The organism is Limnohabitans sp. Rim11 (assembly GCF_001269365.1).
Lineage (GTDB): Bacteria > Pseudomonadota > Gammaproteobacteria > Burkholderiales > Burkholderiaceae_C > Limnohabitans_A.
Genome location: NZ_CXOM01000003.1, coordinates 47,970 through 67,015, shown reverse-complemented (window position 1 = coordinate 67,015; position 19,046 = coordinate 47,970). Strand labels below are relative to the sequence as shown.

The following is a 19,046-nucleotide window of genomic DNA, read 5'->3' as shown; positions in this document are numbered from 1 at the left end:
ACCCGCCTAGGCGGGTTTTTTGTTGTCTGTGTTCAGGTGATCAAGGCTTTTTGCCTTGGTCATCCTTCATCGACTCCATGAGCGCCTTGACTGGATCGACCTCTTCGCCTTGATTCTCTGTTTTTTCAGATTCAGTTGCTAGAGCGTCTGATTCCTGACGCATTTGCATCATCACGGCTTCAGCATCCACCACAGGTTCTTTGCTACCGCCAGTAGAAACCAAGCCTGGGAATGCAATGATCATTGCAACCATGATCAATTGAATGATCACGAAGGGCACTGCACCCCAATAGATCTGCTCAATGGTGATCTTCTTGATGGGCTTTTTAGTGACTCTGTCGATGTAGTCTTCGCTTGGGGCCACACTGCGCAAGTAGAACAGTGCAAAGCCGAAGGGTGGGTGCATGAACGAAGTCTGCATATTGACAGCCAACAACACACCAAACCACACCAAGTCGATACCCAACTTGTCAGCCACTGGCCCAATGAGTGGCACGATGATGAAGGCCAGCTCGAAGAAATCCAAGAAGAAGGCCAAGATGAACACCAAGATGTTGACCACAATCAAGAAGCCCAATTGACCGCCTGGCAGGCCAGACAGCAAATGCTCAACCCAAATATGGCCATCAACAGCTTGGAATGCCAAGCTAAAAACTGTGGCACCAATCAGAATGAACAGCACAAAGCAAGAAAGCTTCATGGTGGAGTCCATGGCTTGACGCATGAGTTTCATGTCAATGCGATTGCGGGCAAGGGCCATGACCAAGGCGCCAACAGCCCCCATCGCACCACCTTCAGTGGGCGTTGCAATACCCAAGAAAATAGTACCCAGTACCAAGAAAATAAGGGCCAAAGGCGGAATGAGCACAAAGGTGACGCGCTCGGCCATGTTGGACAACAAACCCATCTTGGTCACTTTGTTGATGATGGCGGCAAAGAAGGCTACGCCCACGCCCACACACATCGAGACCACAATGGTTTCGTCAGTAGGCGTTGTATCAGGGAGCCATTTGGCAAAGGCAATTGCAATTGCCAAAGAAATAATCGACAAAATGCTCAGCGACCTAAGGCCCGATGTGCCATCGGCCTCCTTGATGGTGCGAGCCTCTAAGGGCAGTGCGGGCACCCATTGGGGCCTGATGAAGCTGATAAGCAATATGTAGCCAACATACAAGCCTGTCAGAACAAAGCCTGGAATGAAGGCACCCTTGTAGAGGTCACCCACACTTTTACCCAGTTGGTCAGCCAACACAATCAACACCAAAGAAGGTGGGATGATTTGAGCCAGCGTACCTGAAGCCGCAATCACACCCCCGGCAATGCGACGGTCATAACCATAGCGCAACATGATGGGCAGAGAAATGAGGCCCATAGAAATAACGGAGGCAGCCACCACGCCGGTTGTAGCCGCCAACATGGCACCCACAAAAATCACGGCATAAGCCAAACCGCCTCGAATGGGGCCAAACAACTGCCCAATGGTATCCAGCAAGTCTTCAGCCATGCCTGAGCGTTCAAGAATCAAGCCCATGAAGGTGAAGAAAGGGATGGCCAACAAGGTGTCGTTTTGCATGATGCCAAACATGCGCAAAGGCAAACTTTGCAGGAAAGTCGCTTGAATAACGCCCAACTCAATGGCCACAAAACCAAAGAACAAGCCGCAAGCTGCCAACGAAAATGCAACCGCATAACCAAACATCAAAAAGATGATCAGTGACACGAACATGATGGGCGCCATATTGGCGATCAGAAATTCAGTCATTTTTGAGCTCCCATTTGGGCTGCTTCACGGGCAGCCACTTCTTTTTGCAACAAGAATTCTGCGAACTCTTCCTCTGGCGTTTTCACGCCCTGCTTTTTAGAAGGATCTGGGATCATGCCTTGCAAGAATGCAAAACGCTTGATGACTTCAGACACGCCCTGAATGACCAACAACAACATGCCCAACGGCAACATCGCAAACACAGGCCAACGCATCAAGCCGCCAGCGTTGGATGACATTTCTTTGGTGACAAAAGCATTCGTAACCAAGGGCATGGCCAACATGGCAATGTAAATTGCAAATGGAATTAAAAATAAGCAAATACCAGCGATGTCAATCCAAATTTGTGTGCGCTTGGAAAAACGACCCGATACGACGTCAATTTTGACGTGCTCTTGACGCAACAGGGTGTAGCCAGCAGCCAGCATGAAAACGGCTGCAAACATGTACCACTGAACTTCTAGAAAAGCGTTGGAACTAAGGTTGAACGCCTTGCGTGAAACAGCATTGCCAGCACTGATCAGTACTGACAACAGGACAAGCCAAGCCACCCACTTGCCAACCCATTCACTGAATTGGTCTATCCTTTTGGACAGCGCTAACAAAGAATCCATATTGACTCCAGGAAAAAATTACAACCACTGATTGTAGGAAAAAACAAGATCACCTTGAAAGGGGTTTACCCTTCTGGGGAGATTAGGCTTTGGAAATCGATGAAGGCCATTTTTGAAGAATTGACCGCTCAATGCCGGGTGCATCCAAGCCATGCAAGGCCATCAATTTGGCAGGATCACCATGTTCGACAAACTCATCGGGAAGGCCCAATGATAGCAAGGGCTTCAAGATGTCTGCCTTTTGCATGAACTCCCCTACGGCACTGCCAGCCCCTCCCATGACACAAGCATCTTCCAAGGTGACAAAGCGCTCGTGGCCGGCAGCCATTTGCAGCAGCATTTCGGTATCCAAAGGCTTGGCCCAACGCATATTGACCACAGTGGCATTGAGTTTTTCAGCCACGGTCAATGCCGGGTAAAGCAAGGTGCCAAAGGCCAAGATGCACAGGCCTTGACCTTGGCGGCGAACTTCAGCCTTGCCAAACGGCACCGTTTCAAGGTCTGTGCCCGCATCGACGCCCACCCCTGCTCCGCGGGGATAGCGCACCGCCACCGGATGGTTCTGAGCGTACGCTGTGCTGAGCAACAAACGACATTCACGTTCATCGCTGGGGCAAGCCACAGACACATTGGGAATGCATCGCAAATAAGCAATGTCGTAGGCGCCAGCATGCGTGGCACCATCTGCTCCCACCAAACCTGCGCGATCCAAAGCAAACACCACGGGCAAATTTTGCAAAGCCACATCGTGAATCAATTGATCGTAGCCACGTTGTAAAAACGTGGAATAAATGGCAACGACAGGTTTGAGACCTTCACAAGCCAGGCCCGCTGCAAAAGTGACCGCGTGTTGCTCAGCAATGCCCACATCGTAATAACGATCTGGAAAGCGCTTGTGAAACTCCACCATGCCAGATCCCTCACGCATGGCGGGCGTGATGCCAACCAGGCGTTGGTCAGCAGCTGCCATGTCGCACAACCAGCGACCAAAGATGTGCATGAACGAAGGTTTGGGCGGCGTGGCGGCAGGCACCAAGCCCACCTTAGGGTCAAACTTGCCAGGGCCGTGGTAGTTGACTGGATCGTCTTCAGCCAGCTTGTAACCCTGCCCTTTCTTGGTAATGACATGCAGAAACTGCGGTCCCTTCAAATGCTTGATGTTTTCAAGCGTGGGAATCAGTGAGTCCAAATCATGGCCATCGATGGGGCCAATGTAGTTGAAGCCAAATTGCTCAAACATGGTGGCGGGCACCACCATGCCTTTGGCATGTTGTTCAAAGCGCTTGGCCAGCTCAAACAGCGGCGGTGCACCTTTCAAAACATTTTTGCCCATGTTCTTGGCGGTGGAGTAAAAACTGCCGCTCATGAGTTGTGCCAAGTAGCGGTTCAACGCGCCCACCGGCGGGCTGATCGACATGTCGTTGTCGTTCAAGATGACCAATAATTTGCAGTCTTCAATGCCAGCGTTGTTCATGGCCTCGAAGGCCATACCCGCAGTCATAGCGCCATCACCAATTACCGCAATGGCGTGACGTGATTCGCCCTTTTGACGCGCCGCAATGGCCATGCCCAAAGCCGCAGAAATACTGGTGGAAGAGTGCGCTGTGCCGAAGGTGTCGTATTCACTTTCGTCTCGTCTTGGAAAACCAGACAAACCGCCCAGTTGACGAAGCGTGGGCATGCGCTCACGACGCCCTGTCAAAATTTTGTGCGGATAAGTTTGGTGACCCACGTCCCAAACAATGCGATCTTCAGGGGTGTTGAAGACGTAGTGAAGTGCCACTGTTAGCTCGACGGTTCCCAAATTGGAGCTCAAATGGCCACCGGTTTGCGACACATTGTCGAGCACGCACTGGCGCACATCGGCGGCCAATCGTGGAAGATCGCCGCGCTGCAATTTTCTTAAATCAGCGGGAGAGTGAATCGATTCAAGCATGTTTAATTTTTCCGTTGCACCACAAGGCTGGCCAATGCGCGCAAAGCCGCGGTGGCTGTGGTGTTCAAGCCGCTGGCATCCAAAGCTGCCAACGAATCTGCATAGAGTTTTTCTGCCAATTGTTGCGCTTGTTCAAGGCCCAACAAGGAAACATAAGTGGGCTTGTCTGCCGCTGCATCTTTGCCTGCAGTTTTGCCCAAAGTGGCAGAGTCCGAAGTGACATCCAGAATGTCATCCACCACTTGAAAGGCCAAGCCCAAGGCTTCGGCATACTTTGTGAAGGCCTCAAAAACCGTACTTGATGGTTTGCCAGCGCAGACCGCACCCAGTTGAACGCTGCAAAGCAATAAGGCGCCCGTTTTGAGTTTGTGCATCTGACGCAACTGCGCTTCCGTCAGTGGCAAACCCACACTGGCCAAATCGATGGCTTGTCCGCCGGCCATGCCTTCATAGCCGGAGGCACGTGCCAGTAGACCCACCTGAATTGCCTGCACAGACAACTCGGTGCTGCCGTCTTGCGGCGTTAAATATTCGAAGGCCAGGGCCTGCAATGCGTCGCCTGCCAACAGCGCTTGGGCTTCTCCGTATTTCACGTGAACCGTTGGCTTGCCACGGCGCAAGACATCGTTGTCCATGCAGGGCATGTCGTCGTGAACCAAAGAGTAAGCATGGATCAACTCAACTGCGCAAGCAGCCTTGAGAGCTGCCAAGGAACTGGCTTGGTCCGATACTGTAGCCGCATCCAAATCAACGCCCACAGCTTGAGCCGCTGCCAAGACCAACAAGGGCCTGAGTCGTTTGCCGCCATCGAGTACGGCGTATCGCATTGCTTCGCCCAATTGAGCGGGCGCATGCGCATCGATACCGTGCTTGAGCGCTTGCTCAACCTGAGCCAAACGCTCGTCCGACCAATCTTTGAAATCAAATGCGTTTGAAAACTGCGCTGTCATACGCCATCCCAGGGTTTTAAGGCGCCCTCGTCAAGCACACTGATTTGGTTTTCAATGGCTGCCAAACGTTCGCGGCAATACGTCAAGAGGCTAGCGCCTCTTTGGTAGTGTGTCAGCAATTGATCAAGGGGCAACTGCCCTGATTCCAATTTGGCCAGCAACTGCTCCAGCTCCTGAACGGCCTCTTCGTAGCTCGAAGGGAGGGCCTGTCCGGCCTTTTCGGCCGTGGCTGGGGCTAGAGTGGAATTGGCTTTGGGCATGGCTAAATAGGATCTAAAGAGAGGCATTTTAGGTCGAGTTCACCCAAAAATTGCTGACCTGAGGCTACAATGCCCCTTCATCGGCGGACTTAGGTTCGCTTTTTTCGCGAGAGAGCCTCCGGGCCCCCGCATTGTCCCTGCCCCTTCATAGGGGGAGTCTCTAGGTCAGGTCACCCATGTCTGATTTAAGTCTTCAACTGCAGCAGGCCGCAAGCCAACTACCAGTTTCAAGCTACTTTGATGAAGCGCTGTTTCAGCGTGAGCTGAAAAGCATTTTTCAGCAAGGCCCCAAGTATGTGGGCCATCAATTGTCCGTTCCCGAAATCGGGGACTATCACGCCCTGCCCCAAGAAGCAGGCGGGCGCGCTTTGGTGCGCTCTAGCAAGGGCATTGAGCTTATTTCCAACATTTGCAGGCACCGCCAAGCGGTCATGTTGCAAGGTCGGGGGTCTCTTAACACCCAGCAAAAGGGCAGCGCCGGCGGCAACATTGTCTGCCCCCTGCACCGCTGGACTTACGCACCCGAAGGCCAGCTTTTGGGCGCCCCGCACTTTGCCCAAGACCCCTGTCTCAACCTCAAAAACTATCCCCTCCAAGAGTGGAATGGCTTGCTGTTTGAAGACAATGGTCGAGACATTGCTGCCGACTTAGCCGGCATGGGCCCCAGAGCAGCGCTTGACTTTACGGGCTTCAAACTCGATCACGTCGAGTTGCACGAGTGCAACTACAACTGGAAAACCTTCATTGAAGTTTATCTAGAGGATTACCACGTTGAGCCCTTCCACCCGGGCCTTGGCAACTTTGTCACCTGCGACGATTTGAACTGGGAATTCAAAAAAGAGTATTCCGTTCAAACCGTGGGCATTGCCAACAAGTTGGGCAAAGCCGGCAGCCCTGTCTACAAGCGTTGGCAAGAACAACTAATGCAATACCGCCAAGGCGCGGTCCCTGAGTACGGCGCCATTTGGCTGACTTACTATCCCCACATCATGGTGGAGTGGTATCCGCATGTGCTCACTGTCTCTACTTTGCATCCCATCAGCCCAGAAAAAACGCTGAACATGGTGGAGTTTTATTACCCCGAAGAAATCGTGGCCTTCGAGCGAGAATTTGTAGAGGCGCAAAAAGCTGCCTACATGGAAACCTGCATCGAAGACGACGAAATTGCCGAGCGTATGGACGCAGGGCGCAAAGCCTTGATGCAACGCGGCGACAACGAAGTGGGGCCCTACCAAAGCCCCATGGAAGACGGCATGCAACACTTTCACGAGTGGTACCGAAGCAAGATGGACCTCTGAGCTGAATGCAAGCACTCTGGATGGTTTTAGCGTCGCTGTTTTTTTCATCCATGAGCGTGTGCGTGAAATTTGCAGCCACCCACTTCAACACGTTTGAGCTGGTCACCTACCGGGGCGCCATCGGCACGCTCATCATGGCGGCCTTGTGCCACAGAAAAGGCATCTCGCTCAAAACGCCGGTTCCCAAAATGCACATCTATCGCTCCATTGTGGGCGTCATTTCGCTGACAGCTTGGTTCTACGCCATTGCCAAACTACCCCTTGCAACGGCCATGACGCTCAACTACATGAGCGGCGTTTGGGTGGCTGCGTTTTTGGTGGGCAGCACGCTCTGGGTCGGCACATTTAAAAATGCCACACGTCAATTGCCAGTGGTACTGACGGTCATCATTGGCTTTGCAGGTGTAGTGATGACCTTGCGGCCAAGCTTTGAACAAAACCAAATACTGGCTGGTCTGGTTGGCGTGGCCTCGGGCATGATTGCCGCGATGGCCTATTTGCAAGTTGCCGCTTTGGGCAGAGTTGGTGAGCCCGTTGAGCGCACCGTGTTTTATTTTTCATTGGGCGCGGCTGTTTCAGGTGGGATCAGCATGCTTTTCTTTGGCGTCAACGAATGGCAATGGCCATCCGCTTTGTGGCTGCTTCCCATTGGTATCTTGGCGGCGCTAGGACAATGGTGCATGACCCAGGCTTACACCGATGGCGCCACCATGGTGGTTGCCAATTTGCAATATGCTGGTATTGTTTTCTCTGCCTTGTTTGGTCTCTTTTTGTTTGGCGATCAAATACCACTCATCGGATGGGCAGGCATGAGTCTGATCGTGCTCAGCGGCATTGCAGCAACAGCCCTCAGAGATCGCAGTTTGAACAAAGTACCCGCCGAAGAACATTGAATTTAAAAAGGGAATCGCCATGTACACCACCCTCATTTCCGTTACCCAACTGAAGGCATTGCAAGCCTCTAACCAAGCCCTCATGGTGTTTGACTGCAGTTATGACCTCATGAAGCCAGAAATGGCAGATCTGATGTTTGCAGAAAAACACATGCAAGGCGCACAGCAAGCGCACCTTGACCGTCATCTGAGCACCCACGATGCCACGGCCGTCAATGGCGGAAGACACCCCCTCCCCCCACGAGAGAGTTTGGCTGCTTGGCTTCAAACTTTCGGCTTCACCAACACCATGCAAGCGGTGGTGTATGACCGCCAAGGCGCCAACTATTGCGGCAGGCTGTGGTGGATGCTGAAGTGGTTAGGCCATGATGCCGTGGCCATTTTGGACGGTGGACTTCAAGCTTGGGAAGCCTCGGGCGGTGCTGTTGAATCTGGCAATGCCGCTACACCCAGTGGCTCTGTCCAAGTTGAATCGAAGTTTCAGCTCAAACCCGCACTCAGGGAATGGGTCAGTACAGCGCAGTTGGCCCCCCAAGTTGGCCACACATCTCTGACCTTGATCGATGCACGGGGTGCGGCACGTTATCGCGGCGAAGTCGAACCTATTGACTCTGTGGCCGGCCATATTCCTGGCGCTTTGAACCGGCCTTTCACAGAAAATCTGAATGCAGATGGTTTTTTCAAATCACCTGAATTGTTGCGCGAAGAATTTGACAAACTATTGGCAGGACGAGATCCACAAACCGTAGTTCATCATTGCGGCAGTGGTGTGAGCACGGTGCCCAACATTGTGGCCATGGAGTTGGCTGGGTTGGGTGTTACCAAGCTTTATCCAGGCAGCTGGAGCGAGTGGTGCAATACCCCTGGGATGGCCATCGCCAAGGGCTAATAGTTTCTGGGTGGGTGGCGGTTTTCAGTGCAAGCCGCCGTGCGCCAAATAGCTCACGGCACTGACCAAGGCAATGCCTGAAACCAGCCACACAATTTGCGCAGCTGTTTCGCGGGAGCTGAGTCGCTTTTGGAGTTGTGGAATCAGGTCGGCCAGCGCCACATAAATAAAGCTGCTGCTGGCGATGGTTAGCATGTAGGGCAAGATGCCACTCAGTTGTTCTAACAACAAGTAACCCGCGAGCCCACCTAAAGCAGTGACTGCGCCTGCCATAGACACTTTCAAAACAGCAGCTTGTCGGTTGCCAGAACTTTCGCGCAGCACCACCAAATCACCCATGTGATGCGGCACCTCATGAGCTAACACAGCCAAAGCTGCAACGATGCCCAATCGCAGATCTACTAAAAAAGCAGAGGCAATCAGAACACCATCGCCAAAACAGTGAACACTGTCGCCTGCCAAGATGGCCCAGCCACCCGAGTTTTTTTCATGGTGAGAGTGCGAATGGGCATGGTGGTTGTGGCCGTGGTCTTGATGATCGTGATGGTGGTGTTCACCATGATGATGCTCATGGCCATGGTGCCAAAGTTCGGCCTTGTCTAGCAAGAAGAAAAACAACAAGCCCACCAACAGGGTCACAAACAGGTTGTGTGGCTCGATGCCACCTTCAAAGGCCTCAGGCAGCAAATGTAAAAATGCAGTGGCCAACAAAGCACCAGCCGCAAGACTGAGCATGTGTTGTGTGTAACGGCTAAAGAGTCCAAAGCTAAGCCAAGCGGCCAGCCAAACACTGCCGATGCCCGAAGCCAGTGTGCCTAATAAAATTGCGAGAAGGGTCATGCCGTGTCCAATGCAGCCCATTGATTCAATGGGCAGATACTCAATTATGCCTATCCTAAATAGAGACTCGTTAAAACCAAGCCAAACCTTCTAAGCCAACAAGGGCCGAGCGCACAATACAAGACCGCTGATGCACAAAAAACAATAAATCACCGGCTTGAAAATTTCACTTTTCAATTTCATCGCCAATTGATGGCCCAGCCAAACACCTGATAGCGCAATTGGCAATAAATAAAGCAGCGACTGCCACAAAGCTGAATCGCTCAAATTGCCCGAGATGAGCAACATGAACAGCGCAATGGAAGAAATGCCCACCAAGGCCATCGGCATGGTCGCTCTGACCAAATAGGGGTCAGCCAGCCGGACACTGAGCCATGCCAAGACAACCGGGCCCGCAGTACCAAACATGGTTTCAACCCAGCCCATCATGAATCCGAAGAAATGCCGCGCCTTGGTGGGATTGGGCATGGCAATTGATTTGGCACGAAGGCCCTGAACCCCAACCCACAGCACATACAGACCCAGCAGAACCAGCGGCCAATTACCTGGACTCAGGGCAGCAAAAGCCACGCCTGCTATTGATCCGATCACAATTGAAGGTAGCAAGGGCGGCAATTCTTTCCAAACGACTTGCCGAAAATTCAAACCCGTATGCAACAGGGCCGCGGGCACATCCATGAGCAAAGCCAATGGCACGACCACACTCAGTGGCCAACTCCAAGCCAAAAGCGGAACGATGATGAGTGCTGAACCAAAGCCTGCAATTCCCAGAATAAAGAATCCCAAGAAGACAATGCCACACTGAAGAAGGCCAAGATCCATTAATGTGCGCTCATTAGTTCAGTCTCAAATCAATGCGCTTGATCCCAATTGATGCCCACCCCCACTTCGGCCAGCAAGGGCACCTTGAGTGCCGCCACATCGGCCATCCATTTGGGAACCGCTACTTTGAGCCATTCCACCTCGTCTTCGGGCACCTCAAAAACCAATTCATCATGCACCTGCATGATCACTTTGGTTTTGCGTTGCTCGCGGTCAATGCCAGCTTGCACCGCAATCATCGACAGCTTGATCAAGTCGGCTGCAGTGCCTTGCATGGGCGCATTGATGGCGGCACGTTCTGCGCCAGCACGCCTTGGTCCGTTGGGTGAATTGATTTCTGGCAAATACAGACGCCGACCGAAAACGGTTTCGACATAGCCTTGCGATTTGGCTTGCTCGCGGGTTTCGTCCATGTAGCGTTTCACGCCGGCAAAACGCTGGAAGTAGCGCTCGATGTAATTTTTGGCAGCGCCGTTGTCAATGCCTAAAGCTTTGGCCAAGCCAAAAGCACTCATGCCGTAAATCAAACCGAAGTTAATGGTTTTGGCATAGCGACGCTGCTCACTCGACACTTGGTCTGGCGTTAAGCCAAACACTTCAGCCGCTGTGGCTTTGTGCACATCCAAACCTTGATGGAAAGCGCGCAACAAAGCTTCGTCGTTGCTAAGGTGTGCCATGATGCGCAATTCAATTTGCGAATAATCGGCACTGGCAATCAAACTGCCAGCTGGCGCCACAAAAGCTTCGCGCACTTTGCGACCTTCGGCGGTTCGAATCGGAATATTTTGCAAGTTAGGGTCGTTGCTAGACAAACGGCCTGTGACGGCTACCGCTTGCGCGTAGTGCGTGTGCACCCTGCCCGTTCTAGGCAAAGCCATTTGCGCCAGCTTGTCGGTGTAAGTGCCTTTGAGTTTGGACAAGCTGCGGTGTTCCAAAATACGGGCAGGCAAAGGATAGTCCTCTGCCAGCTTTTCAAGCACTTCTTCATCGGTACTGCGCGCACCCGTAGCGGTTTTTTTGATGACCGGCAAACCCAGCTTGTCAAAAAAGATTTCACCCAGTTGCTTGGGGCTGCTCAAGTTGAAAGGCTGCCCAGCAATTTCATAGGCTTCGGTTTCCAATTGCAAAATGCGTTGACCCAAGGCTTGGCTTTGCGCAGCCAGGGTTGGGCCATCAATCAACACGCCATTGCGTTCAATTCGAAACAAAGCTTCGCTGGTGGCAATTTCAATGTCGTAGATGGCGCGCAGCTTGGCATCGGCTTGAATGCGAGGCCACAACACACCATGCACATCCAGGCATTGATCGGCGTCTTCGCAAGAATACTCAGAAGCTTTTTCTACATCGACTTGGGCAAACGAAATTTGATGCGCACCTTTGCCGCACAAATCTTCGTAAGTGATACCTGTGCGACCCACATGGCGCAAAGCCAAGCTGGTCAAGCTGTGGGGCTTGTGCACTTCGAGCACATAGCTTTGAAGCATGGTGTCGTGCGCATAGCCCTTGACTTCAATGCCCACATTGGCAAACACATGGCGGTCGTATTTGATGTGCTGCCCCACTTTGAGTTTGAGTGGGTTTTCAAGCCATGGTTTGAGTTTGGCCAACACCTCATTCATGGGCAACTGCACAGGCGCATCAGGGCCGTCATGACGCAAGGGTAAGTAAGCTGCCTCGCCAGGTTTCACACTCCAACTGATACCTACCAAGTCGGCACGCATGGCATCGAGCGACGTGGTTTCGGTATCGATGGCCACACACTCGGCGGCTTCCAACTTAGGCAGCCAAGCATCGAATTGATCCCATGTCAAAATGGTTTCGTAGTGTTTGTCGCCCGTGACAGTAACCACCGGCTCGGGCTCTGCAAACAAATCGTCTTGGGGCACAAATGCAGGCTTGGCAGCTTTACCAGAACCAGAAGCATCTGATCCACTGGCCCCACGGCTTCTGACCAAACCTTTAAAGCCATACTTTTCGTAGAAGGCCAACAAATCGGCATCGTTCGGTTGTCCCAAGCGAATGGTTTCAAGCGAAGGCAACTCGGGCACGTAGCCATTCAAATCGCAATCGGTGCGAATTTTTAAAAGCTGTCTGCCTGTGGGCAACCAATCAACGGCTTTTCGCAGGTTTTCACCCACCACGCCCTTCACTTCATCGGCATGCGCCATCAAGTTGTCGAGCGAACCATATTCCAGCAACAATTTGGCGGCGGTTTTAGGACCCACCTTTTGCACACCCGGCACGTTGTCTACGGTGTCACCCACCAAAATTTGGTAATCCAGCATCAGACTGGCAGGCACGCCAAATTCTTCTTGCACGCCCGCCAGGTCGCGGCGTTTGCCGTTCATGGTGTCAATGATGGTGATGTGTTCATTCACCAACTGGGCCAAGTCTTTGTCGCCGCTGGACACAATCACTTCAATGCCATGCGAAGAGCCCACCGCAGCCAAAGTGCCAATCACGTCATCGGCTTCAACACCAGGCACATCCAATACCTTCCAGCCCATCAAACGCACCAACTCATGGATGGGTTCAATTTGCGAGCGCAAATCGTCGGGCATGGGGCTGCGATTTTGTTTGTACTCGGGGTAAATTTCGTCGCGGAAGGTGGGGCCCTTGGCGTCAAACACACACACCGCATACTCAGCGGGAATGTCTTTGCGCAATCGCTCCATCATGTTGATCATGCCTCTGATGGCGCCCGTGGCAGGACTGGCAGGGTCGCCGGGTACCGCCCGCAAATCGGGCATGGCATGAAAGGCACGGTACAGATAGCTGGAGCCATCGACCAACAGCAGGGTTTTCTTGTCGCTCATGCCCCAATTGTGCCTCCCCAAACGGCGTTTTGGGCAGACTTGTCTCAGCAAAAGTGTCATCAACACCCACTACAATCGAGGCATGAATTCCGCCATGCCTCCAAGCATCTGTTACAACCCCTTAATCGCCCTCTAAACCATGGCTGTTTTTACGCCCGTTTCCGAGGAGCTTGCGGCTTCCCTCCTGAATGAACTCAATTTGGGTCAATTGACCGAATTAAAGGGCATTGAAGGCGGCATTGAAAACACCAACTATTTCGCCACCACCGATCAAGGCGCCTACGTGCTCACCTTGTTTGAGCGACTCAATCACGAACAACTGCCCTTCTATTTGTTTCTGATGAAACATTTGGCAGACAAAGGCATTCCAGTTCCCAATCCTGCAGCCAACCCCGACGGCGATATTTTGCACGCCGTGGCCGGCAAGCCTGCGGCGGTGGTCAATCGATTGAATGGCAAAAGCCAGCTAAGCCCTGAGGCCGTCCATTGCTCTCAAGTGGGCACCATGCTGGCCCGCATGCATTTGGCGGGACAAGACTACAACCGCAGCCAGCCCAACTTGCGCAGTCTGCCTTGGTGGAATGAGACAGCGCCCGTGGTCATGCCGTATTTGGATGAAGCCCAAGCGGCTTTGTTGCAATCCGAATTGGCTTATCAAAATCACATTGCTCAAAGCGCTGCTTACCAAGGTCTTCCCAAAGGACCGGTTCATGCCGATTTGTTTAGAGACAATGTCATGTTTGAGGGCGAAACGCTCACAGGTTTTTTTGATTTTTATTTTGCGGGCGTAGACACATGGCTCTTTGATTTGGCCGTGTGTTTGAACGATTGGTGCATCGACTTACCAACCGGACAACACGACTCAGAGCGGGCTATCGCTCTGCTAGAGGCTTATCAGGCTGTCAGGCCATTACGTTCCGCTGAGCGACAATTGTTGCCAGCCATGTTGCGCGCGGGCGCTTTGCGTTTTTGGATTTCCAGACTCTGGGACTTCCATTTGCCGCGCGATGCCGCCATGTTGGTACCGCACGATCCCACTCACTTTGAACGGGTATTGCGCATGCGACAGACCTGCCAACTTAAGCTCTGGGCATGAAACTGAACATCGTTCCCGCCAAACAAGGTCTGGTTTGGGTCAAATTGGGCATCAAAACCTTTTGGCGACAGCCCCTGGCATTCACCGGGCTTTTTTTCTTGTTCATGGCTTGGGTCTCCCTCTTGTCCATGGTGCCAGTTTTAGGAGCTGTCATGGCCTTGCTTATTTTGCCGGCAGCCACTTTAGGACTTATGGTGGCCAGTGAGCAAGCTTCAGGGGGTAAGTTCCCCATGCCCACGGTGTTGATGGTCGCTTTTCGCGCAGGCCAACAACGCTTAAAAGCCATGCTGGTTTTGGGTGCTTTGTACGCGGTCAGCTTTTTAGCCGTGATGGCCCTCACAACCCTGATCGATGGCGGCAGCTTTGCCAAAGTTTATTTGGGCAACGCCCCCATGACGCCCGAGCTTGTAGAGGCCTCCGATTTTCAAATGGCCATTTGGCTTAGTACGGCGCTCTACATTCCCATGTCCATGATGTTTTGGCATGCGCCAGCCTTGGTCCACTGGTATGGCGTTCCCCCCGTCAAGAGCATGTTCTTCAGTGCTGTTGCTTGTTGGCGCAATCTGGGGGCTTTTGCTGTTTACTTGTTGGCATGGGCCGGCGTTTTTGTAGCGGGCGCAACCGTCATACTCGCCATCAGCAGCGCCATCGGTGGCAGTGAATTGACCGCGGCTGTTTTAATGCCTGGCGCACTGCTCATGAGCGCCATGTTTTTCACTTCTGTTTATTTCACCGTGAAAGACTGCTTTGAATTGCCCTTGCCGGGCAGCGAAACGCAAGCGTAAAAAAGCCTGCGAATGCAGGCTTTTTTCTGGGTGTTGCGCAAATCAATGATGGTGCCCATGCGCACCGTGCACATGGCGGTGTTCAATTTCTTCTTGAATGGCCGCGCGCACGTCGATCACATTCAATTGAAAACGCAAAGTTTGACCGGCCCAAGGATGGTTGCCATCCAACATGACGGTATCGCCCTTGATTTTGACTACATTGAAAATGGCTTCACGACCATCCGGGGTACGGCCCCGCAATTGACCGCCCACTTTAACGCCAGGTGGAAAGTCTTTTTTGGGCATGGTTTGCAGCAGGCTTTCGTCGCGCTCACCGAAAGAGTCTTCAGCAGACAAAACCAAAGTGGTTTGATAGCCCGTCTCTTTGCCATCCAAAGCCTCTTCAATTTTGGGCAAGGTGTTTTCGTAGCCGCCATGCAAATACGCCATGGGTTCTGCAGCGGCCTCCAACAATTTACCTTGGGCATCGGACACTTTGTATTTCAAAGTGACAACGGTGTCTTTTTCAATTTTCATAGTTCTTTTCCTAAAACTTTCTCTCAAAAATTTGCAAATACTTCATCTCTGTGCAGTGGTTCATTCGACAGGCGTCAACTTGGCCACTGACAAGGCCAACCACTTCACGCCATGCCTTGGGAAATTCACTTGTGCTCGCGCATCGGCGCCAGCACCCTCAACAGCCAAGACTTTACCTTCACCAAACTTGGTGTGAAACACCTTCATACCGGCTTTGATGCCATGCGAAGGCTCCGATTTTTGCACAGGCACGGGCGGGCTTTTGTAAGTCTCCGCTGAACCCAAACTGCTGTGCCCCCAAGCCGGCTTGGCCTGGAAGGCCTGCGCAGGCGAGGTCCAGCCGCCGCCCAAGCCTGTGGCAAAGCCAGGGTTCTTAGGCGTGATCCACTTCAAACACTCTTCGGGCAGTTCATCCAAGAAGCGGCTCTTAAGGTTGTAGCGCGTTTGACCGTGCAGCATGCGCGTTTGCGAGTGACTGAGGTACAGACGTTTGCGCGCGCGCGTAATGGCCACGTACATCAGTCGGCGCTCTTCTTCTAGCCCGTCGTAATCGTTCATGGAATTTTCGTGAGGGAACAAACCCTCCTCCAAGCCGCTGATGAACACGGCATCAAATTCCAAACCTTTGCTGGCATGCACCGTCATGAGCTGAATGGCGTCTTCGCCTGCTTGCGCTTGGTTGTCACCGGCCTCTAGCGCGGCATGCGTTAGGAAGGCCGCCAGGGGTGACATCACTTCGCCGTCTTCGGCAATGGGGGCCATCTCTTGCGCGGTGGCTTCGGCATCGCGACCAAAGCCTTCTTGAGTCACAAAGCTTTCTGCAGCGTTGACCAATTCTTCCAAGTTTTCGACGCGATCAGCGCCTTCTTTTTCTGTTTTGTAGTGTTCGATCAAGCCTGTTTTTTCGAGCACCAATTCGATGATCTCGCGCAGCGTCATGCCTGGCGTTTGCTCGCGCATCACGTCGATCATGGCCACAAAGCCCGCCAACTTGGCGCCCGCTTTACCCGCGGTGGTGCTGACCGCATCGTGCAAAGAGCAGCCCAAACCTTTGGCAGCATCTTGCAATTGCTCCACACTGCGTGCACCAATGCCGCGCGGCGGGAAATTGACAATGCGCAAGAAGCTGGTGTCGTCGTTGGGGTTTTCCAAAATGCGCAAGTAAGCCAAAGCGTGCTTGATCTCGGCGCGTTCAAAGAAGCGCAGACCGCCATACACTTTGTAGGGCACACCGGCATTGAACAGTGCGGTTTCCATCACACGGCTTTGCGCATTGCTGCGATACAACACCGCCACTTCTTTGCGCGTAAAGCCATCGCCTTTGACCAGTTGCCTGATTTCATCGACCAACCACTGCGCCTCGGCAAAGTCGCTGGTGGACTCGTACACACGCACAGGCTCACCGGCACCTTGATCGGTGCGCAGGTTTTTGCCCAAGCGATTTTTGTTGTTGCCAATGAGCGCGTTGGCCGAATCCAAAATATTGCTGTAGCTGCGGTAGTTTTGTTCCAGCTTAATTTGATGCTGCACACCAAACTCGCGCACAAAGTCGGCCATGTTACCCACACGCGCACCGCGGAAAGCATAAATACTTTGGTCGTCATCGCCCACGGCCAATACGGCACTGCCATGCTCGGCGGGCAAGCCTGCAATCATTTTGATCCAGGCATATTGCAATTTATTGGTGTCTTGAAACTCGTCAATCAGCACGTGTTTAAAACGCGCGCGGTAATGCAAACGAATGGCATCGTTGTCGCGCAGCAATTCAAAAGATCGCAGCATCAACTCGCCAAAGTCCACCACGCCTTCCCGCTGGCACTGGTCTTCGTAGAGTTGGTACACATCGACTTTGCGGCGGGTTTCATCGTCACGCACATCGACATCTTTGGGCCGCAGACCATCCTCTTTGCAACCCGCTACGAACCATTGCAATTGCTTAGGCGGAAAGCGTTCATCGTCCACGCCGTGCTGTTTGCACAAGCGCTTGATGGCCGACAACTGGTCCTGCGTGTCCAAAATTTGGAAGGTTTGGGGCAGATTGGCCATTTTGTAATGGGCCCGCAAAAACCGGTTGCACAGGCCGTGGAATGTGCCAATCCACATGCCCCGCACATTGACGGGCAGCATGGCTTGCAGCCTGAGCATCATCTCTTTGGCTGCCTTATTGGTAAAGGTCACCGCCAAAATGCCGCCCGACCCCACTTGGGAGGTCTGCAATAACCAAGCAATTCGGGTGGTTAATACCCGAGTTTTACCCGACCCTGCCCCCGCCAAAATGAGGGCTGACTCAGAGGGAAGCGTCACGGCCCGCAATTGCTCGGGGTTGAGGTTGTCTAGCAGGGGCGTTTGGTCATACATCCCCCAATTGTAGAAACTCCTGACCCCTTGTTGGCAATTTGCAAAACAAAACGGGTAGAATCAGCCACCGGGCCCAAGATTCTTGCGCCCGGTTTTTTTTGCCCAAAAATCGGACAGACCAAACCGGCCAAGCCAAGCGCTCACTCGTTCTTTCAACGATCCTTTTGGAGCTTGGTTAAATGGAAATTTTTGATTACGACAATATCTTGTTGCTTCCCCGCAAATGCCGCGTGGAAAGCCGTTCAGAGTGTGACGCTGGCGTAGAGCTGGGTGGCCGCAAATTCCGTCTGCCGGTGGTACCGGCCAACATGAAGACGGTAGTGAACGAAGAAATCTGTGTCTGGATGGCACAAAATGGTTACTTCTATGTCATGCACCGCTTTGACTTGGACAATGTCAAATTTGTCCGAGACATGCATGCCAAAGGCCTTTATGCGTCCATTTCTTTGGGCGTGAAAGCACCCGACTACGACACCGTAAAACAATTGGTGGCCGAGGGCCTCACGCCCGAGTACATCACCATCGACATTGCACACGGCCATGCCGACAGCGTGCAAAAAATGATTCACACGCTCAAAGAAAAGCTGCCTAAGTCTTTCATCATTGCTGGTAACGTGGGTACGCCCGAAGCCATCATCGATTTAGAAAACTGGGGCGCGGATGCCACCAAAGTGGGCATTGGCCCAGGCAAAGTTTGCATCACCAAGCTCAAAACAGGTTTTGGCACCGGCGGTTGGCAGTTGTCTGCCCTCAAATGGTGTGCTCGCGTGGCCACCAAGCCCATCATTGCCGACGGCGGCATTCGTGAGCACGGTGACATTGCCAAGAGCATTCGCTTTGGCGCCACCATGATCATGATTGGCTCGATGTTGGCAGGCCACGAAGAGTCGCCTGGCGCCTCCGTGGAAGTGGACGGCAAGCTGTACAAAGAGTACTACGGCTCGGCTTCCGACTTCAACAAGGGCGAGTACAAGCACGTGGAAGGCAAGCGCATTTTGGAGCCCATCAAGGGCAAGTTGGCCAACACCCTGATTGAAATGGAACAAGACACCCAAAGTTCCATCAGCTACTCAGGCGGCACCAAGCTCATGGACATTCGCAAAGTGAACTACGTGATTTTGGGCGGCGACAACGCAGGTGAACACCTGTTGATGTGAAGCAATAGGCACTGGCACAATGAGGCCTTGCATATTTATCGCAGGGCCTCA

The 19,046-nt window shown here is 52.8% G+C and carries 16 protein-coding genes; 6 read left to right on the top strand and 10 right to left on the bottom strand.

Translation table 11 applies throughout. From position 1 onward, the window contains the following. Nucleotides 1-40: 40 nt before the first annotated feature. The 5 genes from AMM03_RS09405 to xseB form a co-directional block, all read right to left on the bottom strand. Nucleotides 41-1,762: a TRAP transporter large permease gene (locus tag AMM03_RS09405; RefSeq protein ID WP_090130945.1), complete on the bottom strand. Its 1,722-nt coding sequence runs from the start codon at nucleotides 1,760-1,762 to the stop codon at nucleotides 41-43. After that, a complete protein-coding gene (locus AMM03_RS09400) occupies nucleotides 1,759-2,376 on the bottom strand; it encodes a TRAP transporter small permease subunit (protein WP_090130943.1) in 618 nt (205 codons plus the stop codon). The genes AMM03_RS09405 and AMM03_RS09400 overlap by 4 nt, the downstream gene beginning before the upstream one ends. 82 nt (nucleotides 2,377-2,458) lie before the next feature. After that, nucleotides 2,459-4,312 (bottom strand): 1-deoxy-D-xylulose-5-phosphate synthase, encoded by a 1,854-nt coding sequence (gene dxs, locus AMM03_RS09395; protein WP_090130941.1) that lies wholly within the window; start codon nucleotides 4,310-4,312, stop codon nucleotides 2,459-2,461. A gap of 2 nt (nucleotides 4,313-4,314) precedes the next feature. After that, nucleotides 4,315-5,262, bottom strand: a complete 948-nt coding sequence (locus AMM03_RS09390) for a polyprenyl synthetase family protein (RefSeq protein WP_090130939.1) — start codon at nucleotides 5,260-5,262, stop codon at nucleotides 4,315-4,317. Continuing rightward, nucleotides 5,259-5,522 carry an exodeoxyribonuclease VII small subunit gene (gene xseB / locus AMM03_RS09385; RefSeq protein WP_090130937.1) on the bottom strand — a complete coding sequence of 88 codons (264 nt, stop codon included), beginning with the start codon at nucleotides 5,520-5,522 and terminating at the stop codon, nucleotides 5,259-5,261. The genes AMM03_RS09390 and xseB overlap by 4 nt, the downstream gene beginning before the upstream one ends. 176 nt (nucleotides 5,523-5,698) lie before the next feature. Between xseB and AMM03_RS09380 the strand changes: the two genes are divergently transcribed. Genes AMM03_RS09380 through AMM03_RS09370 form a run of 3 tightly spaced genes read left to right on the top strand, consistent with a single transcriptional unit; the run spans nucleotide 5,699 to nucleotide 8,602 of the window. Then, a complete protein-coding gene (locus AMM03_RS09380) occupies nucleotides 5,699-6,820 on the top strand; it encodes an aromatic ring-hydroxylating oxygenase subunit alpha (RefSeq protein ID WP_090130936.1) in 1,122 nt (373 codons plus the stop codon). Between the two features lie 5 nt (nucleotides 6,821-6,825). Continuing rightward, nucleotides 6,826-7,713 (top strand): DMT family transporter, encoded by an 888-nt coding sequence (locus tag AMM03_RS09375; protein ID WP_090130934.1) that lies wholly within the window; start codon nucleotides 6,826-6,828, stop codon nucleotides 7,711-7,713. Between the two features lie 19 nt (nucleotides 7,714-7,732). Further along, nucleotides 7,733-8,602 (top strand): sulfurtransferase, encoded by an 870-nt coding sequence (locus AMM03_RS09370; RefSeq protein ID WP_090130933.1) that lies wholly within the window; start codon nucleotides 7,733-7,735, stop codon nucleotides 8,600-8,602. Between the two features lie 24 nt (nucleotides 8,603-8,626). Here AMM03_RS09370 and AMM03_RS09365 read toward each other — a convergent pair whose 3' ends face one another. The 3 genes from AMM03_RS09365 to polA all read right to left on the bottom strand — a co-directional run bounded on the left by AMM03_RS09365 (nucleotide 8,627) and on the right by polA (nucleotide 13,080). Continuing rightward, nucleotides 8,627-9,442: a ZIP family metal transporter gene (locus AMM03_RS09365; RefSeq protein ID WP_090131533.1), complete on the bottom strand. Its 816-nt coding sequence runs from the start codon at nucleotides 9,440-9,442 to the stop codon at nucleotides 8,627-8,629. A 90-nt stretch (nucleotides 9,443-9,532) separates the two neighbouring features. Continuing rightward, nucleotides 9,533-10,264 carry a sulfite exporter TauE/SafE family protein gene (locus tag AMM03_RS09360; protein WP_090130931.1) on the bottom strand — a complete coding sequence of 244 codons (732 nt, stop codon included), beginning with the start codon at nucleotides 10,262-10,264 and terminating at the stop codon, nucleotides 9,533-9,535. 29 nt (nucleotides 10,265-10,293) lie between these two features. Continuing rightward, nucleotides 10,294-13,080: a DNA polymerase I gene (gene polA / locus AMM03_RS09355; RefSeq protein WP_090130930.1), complete on the bottom strand. Its 2,787-nt coding sequence runs from the start codon at nucleotides 13,078-13,080 to the stop codon at nucleotides 10,294-10,296. A 139-nt stretch (nucleotides 13,081-13,219) separates the two neighbouring features. Between polA and AMM03_RS09350 the strand changes: the two genes are divergently transcribed. Both AMM03_RS09350 and AMM03_RS09345 read left to right on the top strand, forming a co-directional pair. Continuing rightward, nucleotides 13,220-14,176, top strand: coding sequence for a homoserine kinase (locus tag AMM03_RS09350; protein WP_090130928.1), 957 nt, complete (start codon nucleotides 13,220-13,222; stop codon nucleotides 14,174-14,176). Next, nucleotides 14,173-14,961, top strand: coding sequence for a BPSS1780 family membrane protein (locus tag AMM03_RS09345; RefSeq protein WP_090130926.1), 789 nt, complete (start codon nucleotides 14,173-14,175; stop codon nucleotides 14,959-14,961). Before AMM03_RS09350 ends, AMM03_RS09345 begins: the two co-directional genes overlap by 4 nt. Before the next feature lie 42 nt (nucleotides 14,962-15,003). Here the strand turns inward: AMM03_RS09345 and AMM03_RS09340 are convergent, their stop codons facing one another. After that, on the bottom strand, nucleotides 15,004-15,480 hold the full coding sequence (locus AMM03_RS09340; RefSeq protein ID WP_090130924.1) for an FKBP-type peptidyl-prolyl cis-trans isomerase: 477 nt from the start codon (nucleotides 15,478-15,480) through the stop codon (nucleotides 15,004-15,006). A 60-nt stretch (nucleotides 15,481-15,540) separates the two neighbouring features. Continuing rightward, a complete protein-coding gene (locus tag AMM03_RS09335; protein WP_090130922.1) occupies nucleotides 15,541-17,838 on the bottom strand; it encodes a UvrD-helicase domain-containing protein in 2,298 nt (765 codons plus the stop codon). Nucleotides 17,839-18,017: 179 nt separating this feature from the next. Between AMM03_RS09335 and AMM03_RS09330 the strand changes: the two genes are divergently transcribed. Beyond that, nucleotides 18,018-18,995: a GMP reductase gene (locus AMM03_RS09330; RefSeq protein WP_090130920.1), complete on the top strand. Its 978-nt coding sequence runs from the start codon at nucleotides 18,018-18,020 to the stop codon at nucleotides 18,993-18,995. Nucleotides 18,996-19,046 lie beyond the last annotated feature (51 nt).